The following is a 17,191-nucleotide window of genomic DNA, read 5'->3' as shown; positions in this document are numbered from 1 at the left end:
TTGCAGGAAAACGCTTAACTGAGCCCTATATTCCCCAAGATGCGTGGGGGAATGGTCAAGCTCAGGTAAAGGTCCGGTCAAGCATGTGATCAGCTGCTGAGATCTGCGGAGAACCATTGGTCCAAGCCAGCCATATTGCCGCGCTAGCTCCGCTGAGGGATAAGGCGCCTGCAACGATGTTGATCAAACTGCTGTCGAATCCCCATATGACCCACAACACCAGACAGGCCGAGGTCAAGCCAGCTAACAGCAAGCTCAAGCGGGTTCGCGAGGTCACAGAGCAACCGTAGCGGTCCCAACTGACACCTACGTCACCTCATTTACCCTTACAGTGATCCGATGGAATGGCATGAGGAATTTTCGGCACAAGCAGTCGCGCATGACCGCCCAATTCACGTGCCTGTTCCATGGGGTGCCAGCGGCGACGGTTTCGTGTTTTTCCCAAACGGCGAGCGTCGGTGGGGGCTGCATGGGGCATCAGGTGTCCTGATTCGCCACATTGATGAAGCTGGAATCGAGTCGTTTTTCCTGGCTCAACGCGGTGACAACGTTGAGGGTGGGCGTAGCCAGTGGGCAATTCCTGGTGGAGCCATGGAAACAGGGGAGACTCCAGTCGAAGGTGCGCTGCGCGAATTTCGTGAAGAGATCGAAGTTGAACTTGATTATGAAATCTTGGGCGAGCATGCGGCTCATGTGCACGAGGTCTGGTCTTACACCACAGTGGTAGTTCAAGTGAATGAAAAATTCTTACCGCCTGAACAATTGCATTGGGAAAATAAAGCAGCCGGTTGGTTCACTCGTGACGAAATCGCCGAACTCAATACCTACGAGGAATTCCAGGTAGCGCTTGAGCACCTCTTTGAAATTATTGATCAACCGCGATAGTTGGGTGATTCTGAACTTGTTCCAGTAGTTCATCGAATGTCAAGGATTGCGGGCTTCCGGCAGTCGTGCGCACTGTGACGGTGGTAGGGCGTTTACCCAGGTTGATGCCACTTTCGTCAATCTTTGCTTCTATGCGCTCTTTGAACAGTTTGGCGGGTGGAACTTGATTCGACATTCCAGCCACCAGGAAAGCATCGCCATCCCAGCGCGCCACGTAATCACTCTTGCGCACTGTGTCTTGAATAGCCTTTGCTACGGCACGCAAGATATCGTCTCCGAAATTCAAGCCGTATTCAGTGTTCGTGCGTTGCAGGTCATCTACATCCACAAAAGCAACAGCAACTAATTGATCATTTCGCTGCGCCAAGGATCCTAGGCCTGGAAGTAGCGTGGAGATTCCTTGACGAGTTAAGACCCCAGTCAGCGGATCGGTGGTTGCAACGAAATCGGCTCGTTGCGCTTCCTCCACAATTGAGGTCACGGCCGCCATACGTAGGCGCATGAGCACACCACCAGTCGTAATCGCAGCGAGTCCCGCAAACAACCATTGAACGTCATATTGCGTATCTATAGATTCCGTTCCGATGACGAGCATCGCATAGATCAATGCACATGTGAGAAAGAAAGATTTCCATCTCAAAGTAACTTGAGGAAGCCCGACAAGAATGACTAAAAGATACGCCAATGTGGCCGTGTTCTCGTTACGAATAGTGAGCCACAGCATCAATGCGCTCAACGCCAGTGCTGCCAAAGACCAGATCCAAATCAGAGTCGAGGTTTTAGCGGCCCGGTGTGTAGCAACAAGACCAAGACCAAGAAATATCGCACCTATACCGAACGTGAATATATGTTCAACCCAACTGGCTTGTGGCACAAACACGAGCGTCAAAATTGACAGCATCAAAATGAGTCCGCCGATGAGTGCAAACCCCTGCTGGATACCGGAACGCGTAAGCCTGAGGCGTAAAGCGATAAATGGATCATCGCTTTCTGGACGTTCATAATCGGAAGGAAAGTTCATGTTGCCCTCAGTTGGTGCATCGTTGGCGTCTTTGCGCAAAAGGCGACGGACGTTGTCTGGGTGAATTTGGTGCGGCCAAGGAATTAATTTCGACAGGGTCAGTCCAAGATAAATGATGGTGTTAAATGCGACGGCAGTTGCCAGCACGATGAACCAGGAACTCGAAAGAACGCTCTCGGGAAGTAGAAACCCTGTGGTGATGTGGTTCATGAGTTATCCACGATTTCCGAGTGTTGAACGTGACCCCACCGCGGTTCTTTGTGCAAAAAGATGTCCAGGAGACATTTAATAAAGACAACTTGTAGATAGACGTCATAAAAGAGCTCAGGAAATAACGCCAATGCAAGAAGTCTAGCCTTCCAACCGCCTGACCACGCGGTGATGACTCTCTCGGCGACGAAGATCAGCCCTATGACGAGCCAAAAGGGGAACCAAATCCAATGATCGACTGAACATATAGTGATGAACATCAGAGCAAGTGACGCATTCAGTGCTACTGCGCCATACCCAATACCAACCTGTTGACCCCAGTACCGCAATGTCGCACGCGTAAAACCATAAGCGCTGAGATTTTCAAGTGCACCTCGTTGCCATCGTTGACGTTGCACCCAAAGATTGCGCCAGGTAGGCATCAATTCGGTTGTAACGGTGCACTCGCGTGGCGAAGTCATGGTTGCGCCTAAGGATTTCAACGCCAAGGTAAGTTCGTTGTCTTCAGTGAGCGCAGCTGTGTCGTACACACGACCTGGTTCTCCAGGTATGTATACACCTCGCGCTGCCGCAATATCGAGAAGCGCTTCTGCTCTAAACATCGTCGCTGTCCCGGTAAGAACGAATACCCGCCCACGTCGATTCCGAATCTGCAGCGAATAGCGCGCATACTCATTGCGCTGGAATTGGCCTATAAGTCCATGACCATTTTCACCGAAGAAAACTCCACCAACAGCAGTCAACTCAGGGTCGTCTTCTAGTTGTTTCGCAGCAACTTCAATAAATCTGGAACCAAGCGATGTGTCAGCGTCCATAACCAAAATAACGTCAATTGGCTCAGATTCAGGAAGCACTTGAGCGAGGACTTGGTTGAGCGCACCGCCCTTCTTATGTTCGTTTCCATGCGTCTCAAAACACTCATACCCAAACTGAACCGGAATAGTTGACGTCAGATCGGAGCTGTTATCACTGACAACGATGACTCGATCAGGTTTGCGCGTTTGCAATTCGAGTGCAGAAAGAGTTACAGGTAACGAGGATTCTTCATTATGAGCAGGAATCAAAACAGTTACTCGAACGCGAGCACCCTTGGTTGCTTGCGTCCGCGTCTTGGGACGGTACCGGGCAAGCACGGATCGGGTTGGGCTTACTGAGAGCAGAGCTCCAATGATTTCAAACGTGACAGCCGCGGCAGCGATGAACGCAATGGCAAAGAGCGAAGAAAAGATGAGTTCCTTTGGCGGAACTGCATGTGAGACCCAAATGTGCCAGTCATCTATGACTGACTCTGTAGCCGGTTCTGTGCTTGCCATGCCTGCGAAGAATTCACCAATCGCTGCGGCCAAACAGGTGACGGTGAAAATGGCTGAGAAGACAACACCCACGACCAAACGGCCGTAGGTGACATCAATGGCTTGCGAATGTCGCGGGGGAGTAGGCGCAACAGCAAATGGTCGAGCTTGTTGTGTCATGACCGTGACTTCCCCTGTGAGTAAGCGTTGAGTTTATCTACAGAGGCGTACTTGACCGGTCATATATAAGTTACCGCTCACTCAAACATTTGTTGCATGTAAACGTACATGCAACTTAGTTCTTGATGAATTGAAGGGCTTGCAGAATGACACCACTTGGTTCAAGCCAAAAACCTGCAACCATGGTCACCGGACCAAGGGAGAAACGACCGAGCTCGCCGAATTGTTCAGCACCCGCAGCTATTGCCTGGTTCAGGGTTCCTTCAACGTCGTCAACGGTAAAAGCAAGGCGACCTGCACCAAGTTGGAAACCATAGGTAGGCAAATGAGGTGCATCTGATTCTTGTAATTCAATGCGGAAGGTGTCCGAACCGCTACGAACCTCTGTGAACCCTTGGTAATCAGAACCTGCAGGAGCATCAATTACTTCTAAGCCCAATGTTGCTGGCCAGAAGGCCTTACTCGCTGCATAGTTGGGAACCAACATCCGTAGGCCCTTGATGAAACTGCGATCACCGGCACTTACTTGCACATGGGTACCGTCAGGATCAATTAGCGTGACATCGGGACCTTCGTGTTTTGACGATTGAATATAAATTCGATCCACGCCAAGCTTGATGGGATCCATGGGATAAGGAAGCGCGCTGGGATCCGGGATGGCTCTGCATATCGCCTCGATGGCTACGCCGCGCTCGCCATTGTTGAAAATAATGGTTTCATGCGTATGTGCCTGTGGGATCTCATGATCCTGACCCTCAGCAAATTCTGACTGAACACGGCGCACAAGATTCAAACCGAGATCATCAACATAGAACTTGCCGTAGGCATCGGCGTCTGAGCCGTTTACGGCAATATGTGAAATCGTATGAACAGTCATGAATCCTCCAAAGGGCCGTAGTCTGTCAGGAATATGTCGCCACGAAGGCTGATTGCGCTAATGCGCATTGATTGTTTTTAGAGGATTCCAGAGGGTAAAAGTAATCCGATAATGTACATTATGACATTTAAGAATTCTGAGGAATCCATCCCTTTTGGGGTGTTTCCCCCTAGTGTGGATTCACACTCACCAAGGAACGGATATCTCCACGATGACAACCGCAACTACTCCAGGTCTCGTTGAACAGACGTATTTCCATCGTTTGGCAATCGCTGCACCCGATTATCAGGAGTTCATCAGTTGGTTTGGTCATCTGTTGGGAACCGTCTCGATCGATGATCGCTATATCCAGCCACATGGGATTCCATTCGGGCTTGAATACAGCCCAACCCAGGCAAAGGAATCGGGCGCGGACCTCAACACCATCTGGCTAGGCAACATGCCTTTCGTCATCTTTTCGGCCGACGGCCCGGATAGCCCGATTGCCGCATTTATCGATAAGTACGGAACTGCCTTGCATTCGGTTGCTTGGCATGTTTCTGATCTTTGGAAGGCTGACTCCACACTGCGCCGCCATGGCTACCGCCTCACTGGTTATGACATCCCGGGTCGTCACTTCTTCATTCACCCAGCAGATACATCGTGGATGCTCATCGAACTCTCTGATACTCACTTTGCCCAAGATCCTCGCGATTACGACAACGTCCTGCCCCCTCGGCCATCGGATGCTGTTGTAAAGGGCGCCAATTTTGCTTGGCTCACGATGGCAGCACAAGACCCTCGCGAATCAGCAGACAACATCGCCAAGCTTTTTGAAACATCCGAAGTGACCGGCTACCCCACCGATGCTGGTCAAGAAGTAGTGGATCTCAAGGTCTACGACATCATCACCAGATTCACCAAGCGTGACACCACAACCTCCGATCGTGATTATCTGCACTCGATGTGCTTTTCCGTTCCCGATCTTGCAGATACCTGCGATCGCTTACGCGCAGCAGGCATCAAAGTGACCTCACAAAGTGACACCAGTGCATGGACTGATGCGGCTGACACGCATGGACTCCTCATGCAGTGGGTGAGTGAAAGCTCGCTTCCTGCGTAACCACTCCCCTGTGTTGCATTTGTATGAATAAAATTTCGTGCTGATTGAAGGTGTCGCAGTGTTTGATTTAGTTGAAGCCATCGAAGTATTACAAGAAGTGCGTCCTGGTGCTGATGGATATGACTGTGTAACTCTGAAAACACCACACGGTGGAATCTTTGGCGCGTATCAACTGTTTCAAATCGTCATTGCTGCTGAGTTGGAAATTCCTGACAAGCGAGTGTTTTCCATTCAAACAGTGTTTGCAAATGGTGGATCCAGTGGTGATCCCGCTCAGATAACTATCGACACGTTGCAAAATGGGCGATCATTTGCATTTCTCACCATCACTTTCAAGCAAGGTGATGTGGTGATCTCTCGTCATGAAGTCATGCTGACTGTTGATGAAGCGGACTTCCTCCATCATCGCAATGCAGGCGCTCCCCCAACACAAGTGTCTCAATGGGAAGAATTGCAATCTGGTTTATGGCCCCAAGTTGCCCATCGAGATCCGCAATCGAACATTGAACAACTATCGATTCACTATCAGTTGCCTGAACAGCCATCGCCAACGATCACTCGTGCGATGTTGGCCTTGGCCTCTGAACCAGCAGTAATGGCGTCCCTGAGCACCTATAGCGATATTCCCGCTTCTTCACCTGGTCGTGTGCCTGGAAATGTTTTAGCGCAAACCATCACACTTCTTGAGTCTGCAGATCTCGTCAGCGGTGTTGTACTTCGAACAACCACGCAGTACGCCGGACAAGGCCGAGTTCATGGCAACGGAACCATGGTCGATGTGCACGGCAACTTACTGGCTACCTACTCAACTACTGGGGTTTTACGTCAACCTCGGTAGTTAGAAGCCGACTGAATTCACTGTCACGATCAGACCCGGAATGCCTGGCCTACTCGGTGTGTTTTGTGCAGGAACAGTGAGAATTTGGGCAGTGATATCTGCTGATGACCACATCAACTGGAAGTAGTCGCCCGCTGCGGCGTCTTCAACAAAGTTCCATGCTGCTACATATTTCACGCCACCTGTGCCCACAAGCGTGAGCTGCGTATTTGTCCAAGAGACATTCGTTCCATTTTTTGCAAGCCAAATATCGACAAGATCTGTGCCAGAAGAATTCTTATAGATTTGTGCTGAGAATTGAATGTTGTATTTCCCAGCATTGGCGATGGTGATTTTGCTGCCATTCACAACACTGACACCCTGAGCAAGAGCGCCGTTGACACCGTTGGTCACTTCATTCAGCGTCATCGCCATCGCAGTGTTGGCCGTTGGATTCGATTGTGTGCTGGTGTCATAAAAAGAGCCGAAGTACAACGACGGAGTTGCGCCTGTTGCGCCAGTAGCACCCGCAGGCCCTGTACCGCCAGTACTTCCTTGCGGCCCTATAGCACCAATTGGGCCAGGAACTCCTTGTATTCCAGCTGGGCCTACAGGGCCGGTTGGCCCAGCAGCTCCGACAGGACCCCGCGCAGCAATACGGACGAGTCGATAGCCAGATTGACATTTAGCATGAACAGCAACTTTGACAGAACTGTTTGATTTATTGACGCAGATCAAGATGCCTGTTGGGTTGTAATCGGTAGCAGCGGCCGTACCAATTCCCAGCCCGATGACCGAGAAAGTCGTGGCACAAAGTACTGCAAATGAACCTAACAATCCCCCAGTTAAACGCCTCATAACACCAATCTAGACCTGATGACACCTTGATGGTGAAAAATACATACCCAAGTGATTTTGAGTTACACGAGTTCCTCGATCGGTGGGCAGCTGCACACCAAGTTGCGGTCACCATAAGCACCATCAATGCGGCGCACTGGTGGCCAATACTTTGAACCATTTGCAACACCTGTCGGAAAGGCACCTAACCGTGCTGGATACGGCTTATCCCACTCGCCGATGACGCAATCCGCCGTGTGTGGCGCATTGCGAAGTGGGCTTGATTCCAGTTCCCACTCCCCTGCAGCAACCGCATCAATTTCGTGTTTTATTGCAATCATTGCGTTGATAAAGCGATCAACTTCAGCAAGATCTTCAGATTCCGTTGGTTCAATCATGAGCGTTCCTGCAACCGGGAACGACATTGTTGGCGCGTGGAATCCGTAATCCATTAAGCGCTTTGCAATGTCGTCAACCGTGACACCTGTATCCGCCGTAATTGGGCGAACATCCAAAATGCATTCGTGCGCAACGAGCCCCTGACTTCCGGTGTACAACACTGGATAGTGCTCATCGAGCTTCTTTGCAATGTAGTTCGCCGAAAGGATCGCAACTTGTGTAGCGCGCTTGAGACCTTCGGCGCCCATTAAGCGGATGTATGCATAAGGAATTGGCAAGATGCCAGCACTTCCCCATGGCGCACCGCTCACAGGCCCCACTCCCCCATCAGCATGACCACGACCAAGTGGCCCGGCCTCTGGACGCAATGGATGTGATGGCAGATAGGGAGCCAGATGTGCGCGAACACCTACTGGGCCGACACCTGGGCCTCCGCCACCATGTGGAATGCAGAATGTCTTGTGCAAATTCAAATGAGAAACATCGGCACCGAATTTTCCGGGCTTCGCAAGACCAACTAAGGCATTAAGGTTCGCGCCATCTACGTACACCTGGCCACCAGCATCGTGCACTAAACCACAAATGTCGGTGACTGCTGTTTCGAAGACTCCATGTGTTGATGGATAAGTAATCATCAGGGCCGCGAGATTGCCTGCATGAGCGTCAATCTTGGCTTTGAGATCTTCAACATCAACATTGCCGAGGTCGTCGCACTTCACGACAACAACTTGCATACCCACCATGACAGCGCTGGCTGCATTCGTTCCATGAGCACTGCTGGGAATCAAACACACATTGCGATGCGTATCGCCATTGGCTAGGTGATAGGCACGAATCGCTAGTAGCCCTGCGAATTCGCCCTGTGATCCAGCATTTGGCTGAACACTCACAGCGTCGTATCCCGTGACTTCCGCTAAGAAACGCTCGAGATTCTGGATGAGTTGAATTGAGCCTTGAGCGGTCTCAAGTGGTGCGAATGGATGTAACCCCGCGAATTGCGGCCACGTAATGCTTTCCATCTCGGTGGCTGCATTCAATTTCATTGTGCATGAACCCAGTGGGATCATCGCGCGATCGAGTGCGATATCTAGGTCAGCCAATTTGCGCAGGTAACGCATCATCGATGTTTCATTGTGATGTGTGTTGAACACTGGGTGTGAGAGAAATGGTGTCGTGCGCGTTGACACTGGTGTGATTGAATCGGCGATTGCGTTGAACTCTAGAGATGATTCTGGATTGGTAGCACTCCAAAGAGATTCAATGTCGCCTGGAGTAGTCACTTCATCCGTGGAAGCAGAAACAGTGTTGGCATCAACAAGACGAATGGCAATTCCTTGTTCTGCCGCACGATCAACGATCATCTGGGCCTGCCCGTTCACGGTCCATTGAACTGTGTCGAAGATTGGCGCATCGCTTACATGTGCACCGAGTTGTGCAAGACCAGTGCGCAATGTGATGGCTGCTGTGTTGATGCGTCGTGCAATTCCGGTAAGCCCCTCGGGGCCGTGGTAGCTCGCGTACATTGCCGAAATAATCGCGAGCAACACCTGCGCTGTACAAATGTTGCTCGTTGCCTTTTCCCGACGAATATGTTGCTCTCGAGTTTGTAATGCGAGCCGATACGCAGGGTTACCGTCAGCATCGACGCTTACTCCAACAAGTCGACCTGGAATTGAGCGTTCCAAGCCCGCTCGCACTGACATGTAACCCGCATGCGGACCACCGAAGCCCATTGGCACGCCAAAGCGTTGAGCACTTCCCACCACAATGTCAGCGCCAAGATCGCCTGGCGCAGCAAGAATAGTGAGCGCCAGTAGATCAGCAGTAACGACGGCTAATGCGCCACTTTCGTGTGACTTGGTGATGATCGCGGAAATGTCCTTAATCGCTCCTGAAGAACTTGGGTAGCTCACCAGAACACCTGACCAAGGCCCCACTGGCCAATCATGATCAAGATCGGCGATCACCAAGTCGATACCAATGGGCTGCGCTCTGGTGGCCAGTACTGCCAAAGTTTGAGGATGAGTGTCAGCATCAACCAAGAAGCGACTCACGCCCTTGGGTCCTTGGCGAACACTCAAGGTCATGGCTTCTGCGGCGGCTGTGGGCTCATCAAGTAATGACGAACCGGCAACAGGCAAACCAGTGAGATCCTCGATCATCGTTTGGAAATTAATAAGGGCCTCAAGGCGTCCTTGGCTAATTTCAGGTTGATATGGCGTATAGGCCGTGTACCAAGCCGGATTTTCTAAAACGTTTCGGCGAATCACCGCAGGCGTGTGTGTGCCGTAATAACCCAAACCAATCATGCTGGTGAGCACAGTGTTCTTATCCGCGAGTTCATGGAGTTCAGCCAAGACAGCAGCCTCATCGAGCGCTTCTGGGAGATCGAGGGACTGTGTCCAAGCAATGACCTCAGGAACCACAGCAGATGTCAATGAATCTAAAGACGCGAACCCCACGGTTGCCAGCATGTGGTCGACTGCAGATTCATCGGGCCCAATGTGACGATCGACGAAGGTGTATTCGCGCGCAGACATAACTCTCCTAGGGTTGAAGACACACGTGTGTCGTCTCCCCCTCTGTTGCCCGCGATTATCGCGACCTGAGAGTTTCCCGATGCTCTGCATCAGTTTCACCGTCGGTGGGGCCGAAGCCCACCTTCCAGAGGTGCCTTCCCCATGCGGTCCGTTTGCCTGAGAGGTTGTCGGGGAGATTTGCTCCTTCGGCGCCCCTCACCACTGGAAATGATGAGCGGACTCTCCCGCGTGGGGTCAATCAGCAGTACAGATCCTATAAGGCTGGAAATTAGCCCGCGACGCGGCGCGCACGGCGTGCAGCAAGTTCATCTTGGGCGTCAGAAGGTGTCACAGATTCACCGTCTGGACGCTCCCCTGGCAAGGTCGCCAGTGTTCCCTCAACCTCGCGCCAGACACTGCCCACAGCAATGCCAAATACACCTTGGCCACCACGAACGAGGTCGACCACTTCGTCAGCGCTGCGGCATTCATAAATCGTGGCCCCGTCGCTCATGAGTGTCATGCGAGCAAGGTCCTCACTTGAACGAAGCGCCAGGTGATCCACAGCTGCACGAATATTGGGAAGGGAAACGCCGGTATCGATCAGGCGCTTCACTATGCGCAGAACCAAAATGTCGCGGAAGCTATACAGGCGTTGGGTGCCTGAGCCATGCGCTCCACGCACTGTTGGAACTACAAGTTCGGTGCGTGCCCAGTAATCAAGTTGACGGTATGTGATGCCGGCCGCAGCACAAGCGATCGGGCCTCGATAACCGATGTCCTGAGGCAGCGGACGCAGATCTGCGTCATCGAAGAGTGAGCCTTGCGGGTCAACCGTTGGTTGATCGACGTTCACGTACGGCCTCCTGTGCGCATTGGCACCACTGGGGGGAAGTGGGCAAGACAGACGTTACGAACTCAAGGGTGCCCCGGTCAACGCAACACACGGCGTGTTGCACACCAAAGTCTTAACCTCCAGATGAGGGTTCCTTATTGGAAATCTTCGGGTGAAATCTCATCTAAAAACGCGCGAAATTGCTCGAGTTGGTCTTCCTCTTGCACCTCATCGTCTTGCATCTCAATGCCTGCTTCCTCAAGGACTTGGGATGTTGCAGTCATGCGAACTCCCAGCCGCAGGGCAATTGCGATCGCATCCGAAGGCCGAGCGCTGATCTGTACCCCGCTATCAAAGATGAGCAGTGAATGGAAAATGCCATCAAGAATTTCACTTATGCGCACTTCTATGAGCGTGACCTCAAACGCAGTGAAGATATTCGTGATGAGATCGTGGGTCATCGGCCTTGGCGGAATGACATCCTGCGTGGCGTAGGCGATCGCTGTGGCCTCCACCGCACCGATCCAGATGGGGATGACTCGAACCCCATCCACTTCTTTCAACAGCGCGATAGGTGTATTCGAGGGCATCTCCATGCGCACGCCGATGAATTCAATTTCTTGCACGAATCAAGCGTACGGCCTAGACCTTGCCTCCGCGAACAAGTTCAGCGCGAAGCAGAGCAGCATGAAGTTGAACAAAGAGCGAGGCGAGTTCTCGAATGGTTTCCTGGGCTCGCGCTGCAGCTTCTCGATCACGAGGCTTGGTGTATGGCGTTGCGATTTGCTCGACAAGGCCACTCTCGCGATCTGCCGTAACCCGGAACGAACGAAGATGGCGAGGTTCCACACCAAATTGAGATAGGCGGGCAACAACAGTTGCCACTGCAAGTGCATCCTCGTCGTAATGTCCTCCCGCAGTCACAGCTATGAGTCCATATGACTCCAATTGCACGACCGTGGCCTCTGGGAGTTCCACTTGTTCGGCTAACTCAGTGCGAGTAAGTCGCACGCGGCCAGCACCTGCTCGAAAGTCATCAGCACGTAATCCCGAGCCAGCAACAACTATCGGTGCTTCCTGAGTCTCTGCATCAAGATGTTCGCGAATTACTTTCAAAGGAAGATATTGGTCACGTTGCAACGTTAATACAGCACGCAATTGACCTACGTCGTGTTCAGAAAAGCGTCGATAGCCTGAAGCCGTGCGCTCTGGGGTAACCAAACCCTCAGTTTCTAAAAAACGAATCTTGCTGATTGATACATCTGGGAATTCGCGTTTGAGCAGCGAAAGAACTTCACCGATACTGATGGTGCCGCTTGTGGATCGTGGCGCCTGACTCATGAATCTGATCCCACGAGGAAGACAAAACGGAAGCGACCAATCTGCAGTTCATCACCGCCAGCTAGGCGTCGGTCATCAACCCGTTTGCGATTGACGTAGGTGCCGTTGAGGCTTCCAACATCGCGGATGCTCCACCCTTCAGCGCCACGACGAATCTCGGCATGTCGGCGGCTCACAGTGACATCATCGAAAAACAAGTCGGATTCAGGTGCACGGCCTATGGTTACAACATCCTTCGTGCGATCCAGCGGGTACTCAGTCCCCTCTCCTGGTCCGCGATGAACCACAAGCATTGCTGAACCTGACAGAATCCCGGGTTGTTTTTGCGCACCTACTGCTGCGATGGATCCACTCGTGCCTGTACTTGTGAGTGGGATTACTGAGGTGATCGCACCTGTGAAGTCGAGGTTGACATCGAGACTTGTTCCACATTCAGGGCAAAAATGAGCGTCACGAGGAACTGATTTTCCACACGACGGACAATTACGCATGGTCGCCAATCTACCGGGTGAGTACCCAAACGAACACCTAGGCGCGCGTTTGCTCCTCATACTGCTCGGCACTGAGTAGTCCATCGGCTTCAGCCGGATTGGTGAGTTTGACCTTGAAGAGCCATCCGCCCAGGTATGGCTCTTCGTTGATGTTCTGAGGGCTGCCGTCAAGGGCATCATTGATTTCCGTGACCACACCAGTGCAAGGAGCGTAAATATCGCTCACGCTTTTGGTCGATTCAACCTCGCCGCATGCATCACCAGCTGCAACCGAGTCGCCAATATTCGGCAAGCTGACATAGACAATGTCGCCTAAGGCTTCCTGGGCATAGTCGGTAATGCCGATCTCAGCGATTTCGCCGGCGATGCGAACCCATTCGTGCTCGGACGTGTATCGAAGTTCCTGCGGGTTCATGAGCGTCCTTCCATGGGCTTATCTATGTGGCGAACTATGCCATGTCGTGTTTGGTATCCGATCGAGACAGTGCCCGAGCGGTACGGATGTAGTCCAATCCTGCCCACCAGTACAGCGCCACACCCCAAAGCGAGAAAGCCCAACCAGCGGCTCCGGCAAGGCTGCCCCACCAAGTATCGAAGGTGCTCAACAGCAGCATCGGGAAACCCCACAGCAAACAAAATGTCGCTGCCTTACCCAGCATGGTGACTGGCAGAGTCAACATGCCATGTTTACGCAGTAGCGGGATGAGTCCCAACAACAGCACATCCCGGGCCACGAGAGCCGCAACGATCCACCAAGGAATGATCGAACGCAACGCGAGTCCAACGATGGTGGCGGCAATGTACAAACGATCCGCTGCAGGATCAAGAAGCGCACCAAGGCGACTTTGTTGATTCAACATGCGTGCGAGCGCACCATCAAGCCAGTCAGTTACCCCGGCAACCGCGAGCACAAGAAACGCCCAACCATCGGCTTGTGGGACCAAAATAAGCCACAGAAAAATAGGGACGCCAATCAAGCGCACAACACTCAGAGCGTTGGGCACAGTGATGACACGTTCGCTAGACATCACGCATTGCCAAGTAGCGAACACCAATACGTGAAACCTTGATGGGCAGCCCAAACGTGGCCGTGAGCCATGGCCCCGTGATCACTTCGTCTATTGCACCCTTAGTCACAATCTTTCCATCACGCATCAGCAAAGCGTGAGTGAAACCCGATGGGATCTCTTCAACGTGGTGTGTGATCAGGATTTGAGTTGGCTCGTCGGAATCAGAAGCTATCTGCGACATACGACTGACCAGATCTTCGCGCCCACCAAGATCTAAACCTGCTCCAGGCTCATCCAGCAATAACAGTTCTGGGTTACTCATGAGGGCGCGAGCGATGCACGTGCGCTTACGTTCACCTTCTGACAGTGTGCCAAATGTGCGTTGAGCCAGATGACTCAAACCCCATGCGTACATCAGCGAAGCAGCACGAATGACGTCGGCACTTTCATACTCTTCACGCCAGCGTCCCGATACGGAGTACGCACCAGTCAGAACTACATCTCCCACTCGTTCTGATGGCGGAATGTCGTTCATCATCGCGCTGCTGGCCCAACCAATAAGAGGCTTGAGTTCGGCCATATCAGTCTTGCCTAGCACCTCACCGAGCAGTTCGACACTGCCCGATGTCGGAAACATGCGCCCGGAACACACCAGCATGAGGGTGGTCTTCCCAGCCCCATTGGGCCCAAGAATGACCCAGCGCTCCCCCTCGTTTACGACCCAATCAACATGGTCAACCAGGTGTCTGGTGCCGCGACGCACAACGATGTTTGAACACTTCAGGACCTCGGGCACGCCATGACTTTAGCCGGAGCACCACTCAATGCCCGGTAACGGCTAGCGTTGGCCTGTCATGCCTACTCAGACCTTGCTCATCACCTTGTCTGGCCACGATCGGCCAGGAGTCACCAAGGGCCTTTTTACAGCCTTGGACCCTTCAGCAATTGTTCAAGACATTGAACAGTTAGTTGTTCGAGATCGATTGGTGCTCACCGCTTTGGTGGACGTCAATGCTGACTTGGTCGATACAACAACAACAACAGTTACTAATTTCGCTCGCAATCTTGACCTCGATGTCAGCATTAACGAGCACGTTGCCGAAAGCACTGGCAAACGGCACAGAATTCAGATCACACTTCTTGGATCCCCATTGCGCCCAGAGGCAATTCGGCGCGTAGCTGAGGAACTGACTGCTCATGGAGCAAATGTTGATCGCATTCGAAGAATTGCGAAATATCCCGTGACGGCTTTGCTCTTTGAAGTATCTGGTGCGTCGGCTTCGAATCTGCGCCGCGCGCTGGCCAGTGCCGCGTCGGAAACTGGTGTCGACATTGCTGTTCAAGACGCAGGCCTTGATCGACGCGGCCAACACCTTGTGGTGATGGATGTGGATTCAACAGTCATCCAAAATGAAGTCATAGATTTGCTTGCGGCAGAGGCTGGCGTTCTTCCACAAGTCGCGCTCATTACTGAACGAGCGATGGCCGGCGAACTTGATTTTGCGGCTTCGCTGCGCGAGCGCGTTGCCCTGCTCAAAGGTCTACCTGTTGATGTGATCGACAAGGTACGCGGCCAAATCTCACTCACGCCTGGTGCGCGCACACTGTGCCGAACGCTCAATACTTTGGGTTATCGAGTTTGCCTAGTTTCGGGTGGATTCGTTGAAGTCATCGAACCACTTGCACAAGAACTCGGCATTGATCGCCTACGCGCGAACAGGCTTGCTGTCGCAGACGGAGTGCTGACCGGCGAAGTCGATGGGCCAATCGTCGATCGCCTAGGTAAGCGCAAGGCACTTGAAGAATTCGCTGAGGAGTTCGGTATCCCAATGCGTCGAACAATCGCGATAGGTGATGGCGCTAATGACATCGACATGCTGGAAGCTGCAGGCTTAGGAGTTGCTTTTAATGCAAAAGCGGCTGCGCGTGCTGCAGCTGATACAGCCGTTAATGTTCCGTATCTTGACTCTGTTCTGTATTTGCTGGGTATCACTCGTGAAGATATTGAGGATGCTGACGAACTAGCGGGAATCGTTACGCCCGCTCCCCCACTCTTGGGTTCATGATCTCAAACCTGTGTACCTCGAGGCACAGTGAACGATTCAAGAACTGCGCTTGCATCAGACCAAGATTCATCAAGGATTCTGAGTACTGCAATACCTGAGGTGGGAAATTTTGCTTCAGCAATCATTCGCGCTGGCGTAACTTGATGCCGGGTGAGGAATAACGCAAGTTCCTCAAGTCCGGGGTTGTGCCCAACAAGGAGAACATCAGTGCCGTTGCGGATCTCAACATCAACAAGACTGATTAACGTCGAAACTGCAGCCTCATAAATTCTTGGCTCATTTTGATGATCAACTTGAAATGTGCCAGCGGCTATCTTCCACGTCTGTTGCGCACGCAGAGCACTGGAAACAAGTACTTTCCGCGAGTTGCCCTGCCAGATGTCTTGATTTTCGGACAACCAAATACCCGCGGCGTGCGCATCGCGCTCACCGCGATTATTGAGTGGACGATCGTGATCAGCTACACCTGCGGGATACGACGATTTCGCATGGCGCATAAGCACCAGTGACCCAAGCTGCATCACTATGCGCCTTGTGAATGCACTCCACCATCAACATGCACGATTTCACCCGTGGTTGCTGGGAACCAATCCGACATCAACGCAATGCAGGCCTTGGCAGCTGGTTCTGGATCATCAAGATCCCAACCAATAGGTGAACGCGTTGCCCAGACTTCCTCGAAGCTGTCAAAGCCGGGTATTCCCTTGGCAGCCATGGTGCGAATAGGGCCTGCAGCCACCAGATTCACCCGAATGTTCTTCGGGCCAAGGTCGCGAGCCAAATAGCGCGAGGTGCTTTCAAACGCGGCTTTGGCTACGCCCATCCAGTCGTACTTTGGCCAAGCCATGGTGGAATCGAAGTCAAGACCAACGACAGATCCACCTTCTGTCATGAGTGGCAGACATGCCATGGCCAGTGATTTAAAGGAGAAAGCTGAAACTTCGAGGGCGATTGCGACATCGGACCAAGGGGTATTGAGGAAATTTCCGCCGAGCGCATCTGCTGGTGCAAACCCAATGGAGTGCAGCACTCCATCGACGCGATCCATATGTTCTTTGATTCCGCCGGCAAGTGCATCGAGATGTTCTTGATTCACAACATCGAGTTCGAGAACTGGCGCTTCCTTTGGAAGGCGACCAGCCGCTCTCTTTGTGAGCGACAAGGCACGGCCGTAGCCAGTGAGCACAACGTTCGCGCCCTCTTCTTGGGCCAGTCGGGCAGCGTGGAATGCGATGGACTGATCAGTGAGCACACCAGTGATCACGATGTTCTTGCCTTCAAGAATTCCCACGGTCGTCCCTTTCTTGGT

The 17,191-nt window shown here is 52.4% G+C and carries 19 protein-coding genes and 2 riboswitches; of the genes, 4 read left to right on the top strand and 15 right to left on the bottom strand.

The features are described 5' to 3' along the window. Window positions 1-61: 61 nt before the first annotated feature. Complete coding sequence (locus PHN51_00710) at window positions 62-277, bottom strand: hypothetical protein (protein MDD2817298.1); 216 nt, start codon at window positions 275-277, stop codon at window positions 62-64. 62 nt (window positions 278-339) lie between these two features. Here PHN51_00710 and PHN51_00705 point away from each other — a divergent pair, with 62 nt between their 5' ends. Then, window positions 340-885, top strand: coding sequence for an NUDIX domain-containing protein (locus tag PHN51_00705; GenBank protein MDD2817297.1), 546 nt, complete (start codon window positions 340-342; stop codon window positions 883-885). Here the strand turns inward: PHN51_00705 and PHN51_00700 are convergent. From PHN51_00700 to PHN51_00690, 3 genes are all read right to left on the bottom strand, one after another. Continuing rightward, window positions 866-2,116, bottom strand: a complete 1,251-nt coding sequence (locus PHN51_00700) for a GGDEF domain-containing protein (protein ID MDD2817296.1) — start codon at window positions 2,114-2,116, stop codon at window positions 866-868. The two genes, PHN51_00705 and PHN51_00700, sit on opposite strands and share 20 nt — an antisense overlap. Then, window positions 2,113-3,588, bottom strand: a complete 1,476-nt coding sequence (locus PHN51_00695; protein ID MDD2817295.1) for a glycosyltransferase family 2 protein — start codon at window positions 3,586-3,588, stop codon at window positions 2,113-2,115. Before PHN51_00695 ends, PHN51_00700 begins: the two co-directional genes overlap by 4 nt. A gap of 115 nt (window positions 3,589-3,703) precedes the next feature. After that, window positions 3,704-4,465: a hypothetical protein gene (locus PHN51_00690; protein ID MDD2817294.1), complete on the bottom strand. Its 762-nt coding sequence runs from the start codon at window positions 4,463-4,465 to the stop codon at window positions 3,704-3,706. Window positions 4,466-4,676: 211 nt separating this feature from the next. On the opposite strand from PHN51_00690, the gene PHN51_00685 reads away from it, so the two are divergent. Both PHN51_00685 and PHN51_00680 read left to right on the top strand, forming a co-directional pair. Continuing rightward, the gene (locus PHN51_00685; GenBank protein ID MDD2817293.1) at window positions 4,677-5,567 is read left to right on the top strand and encodes a hypothetical protein; all 891 of its coding nucleotides are present in this window, start codon (window positions 4,677-4,679) and stop codon (window positions 5,565-5,567) included. Window positions 5,568-5,604: 37 nt separating this feature from the next. After that, a complete protein-coding gene (locus PHN51_00680; GenBank protein ID MDD2817292.1) occupies window positions 5,605-6,405 on the top strand; it encodes a thioesterase family protein in 801 nt (266 codons plus the stop codon). On the opposite strand, the gene PHN51_00675 is transcribed toward PHN51_00680, so the two are convergent. From PHN51_00675 to PHN51_00635, 9 genes are all read right to left on the bottom strand, one after another. Further along, window positions 6,406-7,242: a collagen-like protein gene (locus tag PHN51_00675; GenBank protein ID MDD2817291.1), complete on the bottom strand. Its 837-nt coding sequence runs from the start codon at window positions 7,240-7,242 to the stop codon at window positions 6,406-6,408. 62 nt (window positions 7,243-7,304) lie between these two features. Next, the gene (gcvP, locus tag PHN51_00670) at window positions 7,305-10,160 is read right to left on the bottom strand and encodes an aminomethyl-transferring glycine dehydrogenase (protein ID MDD2817290.1); all 2,856 of its coding nucleotides are present in this window, start codon (window positions 10,158-10,160) and stop codon (window positions 7,305-7,307) included. Between the two features lie 32 nt (window positions 10,161-10,192). Continuing rightward, window positions 10,193-10,294, bottom strand: a riboswitch (glycine riboswitch). After that, a riboswitch (glycine riboswitch) is annotated at window positions 10,295-10,397 on the bottom strand. A 31-nt stretch (window positions 10,398-10,428) separates the two neighbouring features. After that, entirely contained in the window at window positions 10,429-10,995 is a 567-nt protein-coding gene (locus tag PHN51_00665) for a MerR family transcriptional regulator (GenBank protein ID MDD2817289.1), read from the bottom strand. Window positions 10,996-11,129: 134 nt separating this feature from the next. Further along, a complete protein-coding gene (locus PHN51_00660; GenBank protein ID MDD2817288.1) occupies window positions 11,130-11,600 on the bottom strand; it encodes a bifunctional nuclease family protein in 471 nt (156 codons plus the stop codon). 16 nt (window positions 11,601-11,616) lie between these two features. Beyond that, window positions 11,617-12,315 (bottom strand): MerR family transcriptional regulator, encoded by a 699-nt coding sequence (locus tag PHN51_00655; protein MDD2817287.1) that lies wholly within the window; start codon window positions 12,313-12,315, stop codon window positions 11,617-11,619. After that, window positions 12,312-12,806, bottom strand: a complete 495-nt coding sequence (locus tag PHN51_00650) for an FHA domain-containing protein (GenBank protein ID MDD2817286.1) — start codon at window positions 12,804-12,806, stop codon at window positions 12,312-12,314. The genes PHN51_00655 and PHN51_00650 overlap by 4 nt, the downstream gene beginning before the upstream one ends. 37 nt (window positions 12,807-12,843) lie before the next feature. Next, the gene (gcvH, locus tag PHN51_00645; GenBank protein MDD2817285.1) at window positions 12,844-13,221 is read right to left on the bottom strand and encodes a glycine cleavage system protein GcvH; all 378 of its coding nucleotides are present in this window, start codon (window positions 13,219-13,221) and stop codon (window positions 12,844-12,846) included. Between the two features lie 34 nt (window positions 13,222-13,255). Then, window positions 13,256-13,834, bottom strand: a complete 579-nt coding sequence (locus PHN51_00640; protein MDD2817284.1) for a CDP-alcohol phosphatidyltransferase family protein — start codon at window positions 13,832-13,834, stop codon at window positions 13,256-13,258. Beyond that, window positions 13,827-14,612, bottom strand: a complete 786-nt coding sequence (locus tag PHN51_00635) for an ABC transporter ATP-binding protein (protein ID MDD2817283.1) — start codon at window positions 14,610-14,612, stop codon at window positions 13,827-13,829. Before PHN51_00635 ends, PHN51_00640 begins: the two co-directional genes overlap by 8 nt. Before the next feature lie 58 nt (window positions 14,613-14,670). Here PHN51_00635 and serB point away from each other — a divergent pair, with 58 nt between their 5' ends. Beyond that, a complete protein-coding gene (serB, locus tag PHN51_00630; GenBank protein MDD2817282.1) occupies window positions 14,671-15,882 on the top strand; it encodes a phosphoserine phosphatase SerB in 1,212 nt (403 codons plus the stop codon). A gap of 2 nt (window positions 15,883-15,884) precedes the next feature. Here the strand turns inward: serB and PHN51_00625 are convergent, their stop codons facing one another. Together PHN51_00625 and fabI are read right to left on the bottom strand one after the other, a co-directional pair. Next, window positions 15,885-16,403 carry a histidine phosphatase family protein gene (locus PHN51_00625; protein MDD2817281.1) on the bottom strand — a complete coding sequence of 173 codons (519 nt, stop codon included), beginning with the start codon at window positions 16,401-16,403 and terminating at the stop codon, window positions 15,885-15,887. Window positions 16,404-16,405: 2 nt separating this feature from the next. Then, complete coding sequence (gene fabI, locus PHN51_00620) at window positions 16,406-17,173, bottom strand: enoyl-ACP reductase FabI (GenBank protein ID MDD2817280.1); 768 nt, start codon at window positions 17,171-17,173, stop codon at window positions 16,406-16,408. Between the last annotated feature and the right edge of the window lie 18 nt (window positions 17,174-17,191).

It is taken from the genome of Candidatus Nanopelagicales bacterium (assembly GCA_028687755.1).
Lineage (GTDB): Bacteria > Actinomycetota > Actinomycetes > S36-B12 > S36-B12 > UBA11398.
Note: the sequence above shows the minus strand (reverse complement) of the source record. Positions and strands in the feature narration are given on the sequence as shown.